This window comes from Streptosporangium sp. NPDC006013 (assembly GCF_040614275.1).
Taxonomy (GTDB): Bacteria; Actinomycetota; Actinomycetes; order Streptosporangiales; family Streptosporangiaceae; genus Streptosporangium.
In genome coordinates, this window is sequence record NZ_JBEXUE010000510.1 from 1 (window position 1) to 6,886 (window position 6,886).

Here is a 6,886-nt window from a genome sequence, read left to right on the forward strand (position 1 = left end):
GCCTTCACCTGCCGGTATCGGGACCATCGACCAGAAGGCATGGGACCAGACCATCAAGATCGCGGTCGACCCGCCCGAGGCGGTGGGCGACTACGAGAAGGTCGTCGAGCACGTCGACCTGGAGTCGATCGCCGCCCGCGAGCGGGTCACCCGCCATGACGTCAAGGCCCGCATCGAGGAGTTCAACGCGCTGGCCGGGCACGAGCAGGTGCACAAGGGCATGACGTCCAGGGACCTGACCGAGAACGTCGAGCAGCTGCAGATCCGCGACAGCCTGGTGCTGGTGCGAGACCGGTGCGTGGCGCTGCTGGCGGGACTGGCGGCGCTGGCGGCCGAGCACTCACCGCTGGTGATGGCCGGGCGCTCGCACAACGTGGCCGCGCAGTCCACGACGCTGGGCAAGCGTTTCGCCTCGGCCGCCGACGAGTTGCTGGTGGCGTTCGCCCGGCTGGAGGAGTTGATCGGCCGCTACCCGCTGCGCGGCGTCAAGGGGCCGGTCGGCACCGCCCAGGACATGCTGGACCTGCTGGGCGGGGACGCGGCCAAGCTGGCCGCGCTGGAGGACGAGGTGGCCGCGCACCTGGGGTTCGCCCACCGGCTGACCAGCGTGGGACAGGTGTATCCGCGCTCGCTGGACTACGAGGCGCTCACCGCGCTGGTGCAGCTGGCCGCGGCGCCCTCCTCGCTGGCCAAGACGATCCGGCTGATGGCCGGGCACGAGCTGGTCACCGAGGGGTTCGCCCAGGGGCAGGTCGGTTCCTCGGCGATGCCGCACAAGATGAACACCCGCTCGTGTGAGCGGGTCAACGGGCTGACGGTGATCCTGCGCGGGTACGCGTCGATGGCCGGGGAACTGGCGGGCGACCAGTGGAACGAGGGCGACGTCTCGTGTTCGGTGGTGCGCCGGGTGGCGCTGCCGGACGCGTTCTTCGCGTTCGACGGGCTGGTGGAGACCATGTTGACGGTGCTGGGGGAGTTCGGCGCCTTCCCTGCGGTGATCGCCGCCGAGCTGGAGCGCTACCTGCCGTTCCTGTCCACCACGAAGATGCTGATGGCCGCGGTGCGGGCCGGGCTGGGCCGCGAGAGCGCCCATGAGTTGATCAAGGAGCACGCGGTGGCCTCGGCGCTGGCCATGCGCGAGGGCGCCGGCGGCAACGAACTGCTCGCCCGACTGGCGGCCGACGAGCGCTTCCCGCTGGACCGGGCGGCGCTGGAGGGCCTGCTGGGCGAGCCGATCTCCTTCACCGGCGCGGCCACCTCCCAGGTGGCGGCGGTCGTGGCCCGCGTGGAGGAGGTCGTGACCCGCTACCCGCAGGCGGCCGCCTACCGGCCCGGGGCGATCCTCTGAGCCGCGCGCCGAGGGTGCTGCGCGAGGTGGCCGAGGTGGCCGCCGCCTGCGCCGGCGACCCGCTCGTGCTGTGGGGTGCCCAGGGGATGGTGCAGGGCGTGCGGGCCTGGTCGCTGGGGGAGGCGGTCGCGGTGGCCTGCCCCGATCTCAACCGCCGCGACCGCCTGACGGTGTGCGGCGAGCCCGAGCAGGTGGCCGCGCTGGTGGAGTGGGTGCTGGGGCGCCTCGGCCCCTCCTACCGGGTGGTGGGCACCCGGGCACTGGTAGGGCAGGTGGTCGCCCGCTCACCGAGGCTGCGCCTGCTGGGCACCTTCGAGTGGATGGACACCCACCGGCTCAGTCCCGTCCTCAACGCGGGACCGGGGCGGGCGCGGTGGCTGGGCCCGAAGGAGGAGGGCGAGGTGAGCGCCCTGCTCGCGGCCGCGGCGCCCTCCTCGTGGGCGGCGCCAGGGGTGGCCGGCGTACGCCGCTGGGCGGGCGTGCGCGACGAGGACGGCGACCTGGTCGCGGTGGCCGCCGACGCCTGGTCCTGCCCGCAGGTGGGCTTCGTCGCCGGGGTGGCCACCGCCGCGCGCCGCCGCGGCGCCGGGTACGGCGAGGCGGTGTGCCGCCTGGCGCTGGGCGACCTGCTCATCTCGTACGGCCGCGCCGCGCTGATGGTCGACACCGCCAACCACACCGCGCTCGCCCTGTACGGGCGGCTGGGCCTGCGCCTTCGCCCGCTGGCCGCCGCGGCCCTGGACGGTGCCTGAACCGGTTCCCCGGGCAGGGGCGGGAAAACCTGGTGCGGGCCGAGGTCTGGGCGGGCAGAGTGGACGAAATGATGTCTGGTTTCATACCTGGTCTGGAGCTTTCTCGTACTTTCTACACCCAGGTCGTGCGGCCGATCGTGGCCGAGGTGCCGCACAGTGCCGCGCTGATCGGCGCCGGTTCCGAGGTGTTGGCGTTCGACACCGAACGCTCCACCGACCATGACTGGGGTCCCCGGGTGGTCCTCTTCGTCGAGGAGCACCGGATCGAGCAGGTCCGCCGCGCCGTCACCGGCGGGCTGCCGGAGGTTTTCCGCGGCTATCCCACCGCCGTGACCGGTGCCGGTGGGCACGGTGTGCAGGTCGGTGAGGCGGCGGCCTGGTTCACCGGGAGGCTCGGCTTCGACCCGCTGCGGGGGGTGAGCATGCTGGACTGGCTGTCGACCCCCTGGCAGAAACTGGCGGAGGTCACCTGCGGGGAGGTCTTCCACGACGGACTGGATGTCCTGGAACGCGTCCGTGCCGTGCTGCGCTGGTACCCGCCGGATCTGGAGCGCTACGTGCTGGCCGGGCAGTGGAGGCGCCTGGCTCAGCAGGAGGCCTTCCCCGGGCGGTGCGGGGAGGTCGGCGACGACCTGGGCTCGGCGCTGGTCACCGCCGATCTGGCCCGCGATCTGATGCGCCTGGTGCTGCTGCTGCGCCGCCGCTACCCGCCGTACGCCAAATGGCTGGGCAGCGCCTTTGCGCGCCTGTCGGGTACGGCCGAGCCGGCAGAGGCCCTGTCGGCGGCGGTGTCGGCCACCGGGTGGCGCGAGCGCGAGGAGCACCTGGGGGTGGTCTACCGGCGGGTGGCGGCCCTGCACAACCGGATGGGGGTGGGCCCGGCGCTGGAGGGGAGCCTGCGGGCGTATCACCGGCGGCCCTTCCAGGTCATCGACGCCGGCCGGTTCGCCGAAGCCCTCAGCGGCGCCATCACCGACGCCCGGGTGCGGGCGCTGCCTGCGGTGGGGTCGATCGACCAGTTCGGCGACTGCGTAGATCTGCTGGCCGATCCGCGGCGCTGCCGGGCGGCCACCCGCGCCATCCTGGACCTGTGAGGTCAGGCGGGAGGGGTCAGGCGGTGGCCGGTTCGCGGCGGGTGAACATCCGCCGCTCGAACCACAGCGTGGCCAGTGGCGGCACCGCGCACACCAGGCCGACGATGAGTGTGCCCAGGCTCCAGCGGGCCTGGCGGGCGGCGCCCAGCAGCGCGACCAGGTAGAGCACGAACAGGGCGCCGTGCACCGGTCCGAAGATCTTCACTCCGAGATCGCCGGTGGCGGCCACGTACTTGAAGTACATGCCGATGAGCAACCCCGTCCATGAACACGCCTCGGCGAACGCCACGTAACGGAACAGACGCAGGGTGAGCGGCAGAGTCGGCACGGCGAAGTACACCTCTCCCAAAAGGGGTGATCCGGAAAGGGGATATCCGGGCGGATCGGACGACGGTCTTCAGCCTAGGGGGGCGCAGGGCCGGTCGGTGCGCTGGGGGAGCACAGGCATCGCCGAAAGCGCCCGGAACACCACGGCCCTTGACCTCAACTTAAGTTCAGCTTTTAGGGTCGTGCCGTGACCGCGCCGGTGCTCTCACCCCAAGAGCGCGGGAAACCAGGAACCCAGGAACCCAGGAAACATGGTGGTGTGTGATGAGCATGGAAATGGCCGCCTGGCATTCGCTGTACGGCGCGATGAACGCCCAGCGCGACCGGCGGCCGTTCTCGGCCGCCACGCTGCGGCGCATCGCCGCCTTCGCCCGCCCGCACCGCGCCCTGCTGGCCTGGTTCCTGTTGCTGAGCGTCGTCTCGGCGGTGCTGGCGGTGGCCACCCCGGTGCTGGCCGGGCAGGTGATCGACGCGATCGTCACCGGCGCCGCGGTGGGCGTCGTGACAGGACTCGCCGGGCTGATCGCGGTGATCGCGCTGGCCGAGGCGGCGCTGGGCCTGGTGACCAGATGGATGTCGGCGAACATCGGCGAGGGACTGATCCTGCGGCTGCGCGGCGCCGTCTTCGACCACGTGCAGCGCATGCCGGTCGCCTTCTTCACCCGCACCCGCACCGGCGCACTGGTCAGCCGGTTGAACAGCGACGTCATCGGCGCCCAGCGCGCCTTCAGCGACACCCTGTCGGGGGTCGTGGGCAACCTGGTCACCCTCACCCTGACCCTGGCGGTGATGATCGGCATCTCCTGGCAGCTGACCGCGCTGGCACTGGTGCTGCTGCCGGTGTTCGTGCTGCCGGCCCGGCGCGTCGGCGCCCGGCTGGCACGGCTGGAACGCGAGGCCGCCGACCACAACGCGGCGATGAGCACGCAGATGACCGAGCGCTTCTCCGCGCCCGGCGCCACCTTGGTCAAGCTGTTCGGCCGCCCCGAGAGTGAGTCGGCCGAGTTCCTGGCACGGGCACGGCGGGTACGTGACATCGGGGTACGCACCGCGATGGTGCGCTCGGTGTTCGTCACCGCCCTCACCCTGGTCTCGGCGCTGGCACTGGCCCTGGTGTACGGCCTGGGCGGCTTCTACGCGCTGAGCCGGCAGCTGGAGCCGGGCGCGGTGGTGGCGCTGGCATTGCTGCTGACCCGCCTGTACGCGCCGCTGACGGCGCTGGCCGGCGCCCGGGTGGAGGTGATGAGCGCCCTGGTCAGCTTCGAGCGGGTCTTCGAGATCCTCGACCTGAAACCCCTCATCACCGACAGGCCGGACGCCAAGGCGGTGCCCGAGGGGCCGGTGAGCGTGGAGTTCGACCAGGTCGGTTTCGCCTACCCGTCGGCAGAGAAGGTGTCGCTGGCCTCGCTGGAGGAGGTCGCCGCCCTGGACGCGCGCGGCGGCGAGGCGGTGCTGCACGAGGTGTCCTTCCGCGCCGAGGCCGGGCAGCTGGTCGCGCTGGTGGGATCCTCCGGAGCCGGCAAGTCGACCATCGCGCAGCTGCTGGCCCGCCTGTACGACGTCGACAGCGGCGCGGTACGGCTGTCGGGGGTGGACGTGCGCGAGCTGTCGGCGGCCTCGATCCGCCGGACACTAGGCATGGTGACCCAGGACGGGCACCTGTTTCACGACTCGATCCGGGCCAACCTGCTGCTGGCCCGGCCGGACGCCGCACCCGAGGAACTGTGGGAGGTGCTGCGGCGCGCCCGGCTGGCCGACCTGGTCGCGGCGCTGCCCGAAGGCCTGGACACCGTGGTCGGCGAGCGCGGCTACCGCCTCTCCGGCGGTGAGCGCCAGCGGCTGACCATCGCCAGGCTGCTGCTGGCCCGGCCGCGGCTGGTGGTACTGGACGAGGCCACCGCGCACCTGGACTCCACCTCCGAGGCCGCGGTGCAAGAAGCCCTGGCCGAGGCGCTGGCCGGGCGGACCGCACTGGTCATCGCCCACCGGCTGTCGACGGTCCGCACCGCGGACCTGATCCTGGTCGTCGAGAACGGGCGCATCGCCGAGCGCGGCACGCACACCGAACTGCTGGCCGCCGGCGGCCGCTACGCGCAGCTGTATCGCACCCAGTTCGACCAGCAGGCCACCTCCCTCGAAGACCTGGAAGACGGGCTCGGGGAGTTCTCCGCCGTACCCGCCCGCTGAGCCTCGCCTGCGCCACGCCCGGCAGGGCAGGGGCATGCCGGCGGCGAGGTCACGTCGATGACGGCCTTGCCGGTCAACCGCAGGCGACCCCGGCGGACTCTCCCGCTCGCTACGGCAACTGGCGGGGGAGCCGCCGGCCTGCCACCTGTATCGGTATTATTATCACGCTTGCTAGGATCATGCGCATGGTGCGACCCCCGCTGACCGAACTTGACCGCGAACGAGGCCACCGCCTGGGCACGCTCCTGCGCCAGGCACGCGGCACCCGCAGCATGACCGAAGTCGCCGCCGCCGCGGGCCTGTCCGCCGAAACCCTCCGCAAGATCGAGACAGGCCGCATCCCCACCCCGGCCTTCTTCACCATCGCCGCGCTCGCCACCGCCCTCGAGGTCTCCCTGGACGTCCTGGCCGAGGTGTGCGCCGGCGAACGCGCCGCCTGACCCCGCCACCACCGGCGGCAACGGAGAACAACCCCGCCCGGCGCCGGCTATGCCGACGCCGCGGGCCCGGACCTTTGCCCCCCCTCGGCGGAGACCGATCCCGACGCACCCGCGCCGCGGACGGCCGGGCCGCGTAGCAACGGATGCGAACGCATCGCCACCTCCAGCTCCCCGGGCAGCTCATCGCGGTAACGCCCCAGCGTCGCCAGATCACTGTGTCCCAGAACCCGCCGCACCGCGTCCATGTCCACCGCGTCGGCCAGCAGATGAGTGGCCGTGGTGTGCCGCAACCCGTGCGGCGTCACCGAACGACGCCGATCGGGATCCACCCCCCGCTGCACCCGGTCGATCACCGCCTGCACATCCCCGCGCGCCAGACGCCGGCCCCGCCACGACAGCAGCAACGCCTTGTCGGGGGAGGCGATCCGCCCCCGCGCCAGATAGGCCTCCAGCACCAGCGCCACATCACCGGGCAGCGGCACGTCCCGCGTCTTACCGCCCTTACCGAAGATCCGCCAGTAACGCACCCCGTCGTTGGTGTAGAAGTCCTCCACATTGGCCCGCACCAGCTCCGAGACCCGCGGCCCCATCGTCGACAGCATCAGCACGATCAGCCCGTCGCGCAACTCGGTGTTCTGATCACGGCGACGCCTGCGCCCCGAGCCCGCCGCCTCCTTCGCCGCCACCCCCTGCGGCCCGCCGCCCAGGTCACGCGCCGCACCGATCAGCCCCTGCGCC

At 72.4% G+C, this 6,886-nt stretch carries 7 protein-coding genes; 5 read left to right on the top strand and 2 right to left on the bottom strand.

Annotated features, from left to right (window positions below; genetic code table 11):
* The 3 genes from purB to ABZ260_RS43335 all read left to right on the top strand — a co-directional run.
* Positions 1–1,348 (top strand): adenylosuccinate lyase (gene purB / locus ABZ260_RS43325; protein ID WP_355629570.1); only part of this gene is annotated, 1,348 nt, incomplete at its 5' end.
* A 14-nt stretch (positions 1,349–1,362) separates the two neighbouring features.
* A complete protein-coding gene (locus ABZ260_RS43330; RefSeq protein ID WP_355629573.1) occupies positions 1,363–2,100 on the top strand; it encodes a GNAT family N-acetyltransferase in 738 nt (245 codons plus the stop codon).
* A 68-nt stretch (positions 2,101–2,168) separates the two neighbouring features.
* The gene (locus tag ABZ260_RS43335) at positions 2,169–3,194 is read left to right on the top strand and encodes a DUF4037 domain-containing protein (protein WP_355629576.1); all 1,026 of its coding nucleotides are present in this window, start codon (positions 2,169–2,171) and stop codon (positions 3,192–3,194) included.
* A 16-nt stretch (positions 3,195–3,210) separates the two neighbouring features.
* Here the strand turns inward: ABZ260_RS43335 and ABZ260_RS43340 are convergent, their stop codons facing one another.
* The gene (locus ABZ260_RS43340; RefSeq protein WP_355629579.1) at positions 3,211–3,522 is read right to left on the bottom strand and encodes a DUF3817 domain-containing protein; all 312 of its coding nucleotides are present in this window, start codon (positions 3,520–3,522) and stop codon (positions 3,211–3,213) included.
* 263 nt (positions 3,523–3,785) lie between these two features.
* On the opposite strand from ABZ260_RS43340, the gene ABZ260_RS43345 reads away from it, so the two are divergent.
* Both ABZ260_RS43345 and ABZ260_RS43350 read left to right on the top strand, forming a co-directional pair.
* Positions 3,786–5,708 carry an ABC transporter ATP-binding protein gene (locus tag ABZ260_RS43345; protein WP_355629582.1) on the top strand — a complete coding sequence of 641 codons (1,923 nt, stop codon included), beginning with the start codon at positions 3,786–3,788 and terminating at the stop codon, positions 5,706–5,708.
* Between the two features lie 185 nt (positions 5,709–5,893).
* Positions 5,894–6,148 carry a helix-turn-helix transcriptional regulator gene (locus ABZ260_RS43350; protein WP_355567638.1) on the top strand — a complete coding sequence of 85 codons (255 nt, stop codon included), beginning with the start codon at positions 5,894–5,896 and terminating at the stop codon, positions 6,146–6,148.
* A 47-nt stretch (positions 6,149–6,195) separates the two neighbouring features.
* Here ABZ260_RS43350 and ABZ260_RS43355 read toward each other — a convergent pair.
* Positions 6,196–6,886 (bottom strand): tyrosine-type recombinase/integrase (locus tag ABZ260_RS43355; protein WP_355629585.1); only part of this gene is annotated, 691 nt, incomplete at its 5' end.

Excerpts from the sequence above, each read along its gene's own strand:
- ABZ260_RS43335 (WP_355629576.1), top strand. The coding sequence starts at position 2,169 with ATGATGTCTGGTTTCATACCTGGTCTGGAGCTTTCTCGTACTTTCTAC.
- ABZ260_RS43345 (WP_355629582.1), top strand. The coding sequence starts at position 3,786 with ATGAGCATGGAAATGGCCGCCTGGCATTCGCTGTACGGCGCGATGAAC.
- ABZ260_RS43350 (WP_355567638.1), top strand. The coding sequence starts at position 5,894 with ATGGTGCGACCCCCGCTGACCGAACTTGACCGCGAACGAGGCCACCGC.